Origin of the sequence: Pararcticibacter amylolyticus (assembly GCF_003130405.1) — a bacterium.
GTDB classification, from domain to species: Bacteria; Bacteroidota; Bacteroidia; order Sphingobacteriales; family Sphingobacteriaceae; genus Arcticibacter; species Arcticibacter amylolyticus.
Map to the genome: position 1 here is coordinate 1 of NZ_QEAS01000126.1, position 353 is coordinate 353.

The window sequence follows — 353 nt, forward strand, 5'->3', positions numbered from 1 at the left end:
CGTACCCGCCCTTCGGCCATCCCGAAGTACGACAGCGCCCCGTTCTCGTAGACGAAGCCGGCGATATAGTCGGTGGTCTTCTGAAGGCTGTTGTTGTCGTACTGCTGCTTGCGCACCAGGACCCCCGTGGCATCGTAGGTGTAGTTGATGTAACGGCCTGTAGCGGTGGTGATGGTCACTTTCTCCGTCCGCCCCAGGATGTTGTAGCTCAGCGTGGTCCCTTTTTTAGGGTCACCCGTCAGGCTTCCGCTCTGGTCATAGCTGTAGGCAGCAGCAGAGCCGGTCAGGTTCTTTACCCCCAGCGTGCTGCTGCCCCCGTCGCTGAGGCTGCTCAGCCGGTTGCCTTCATAGCT

Annotated in this window: 1 pseudogene; it reads right to left on the minus strand. The window is 60.3% G+C overall.

Going from position 1 to position 353, the window contains the following annotated elements:
- Nucleotides 1-353: pseudogene (locus tag DDR33_RS26335) on the minus strand (hypothetical protein); the annotation flags it as partial.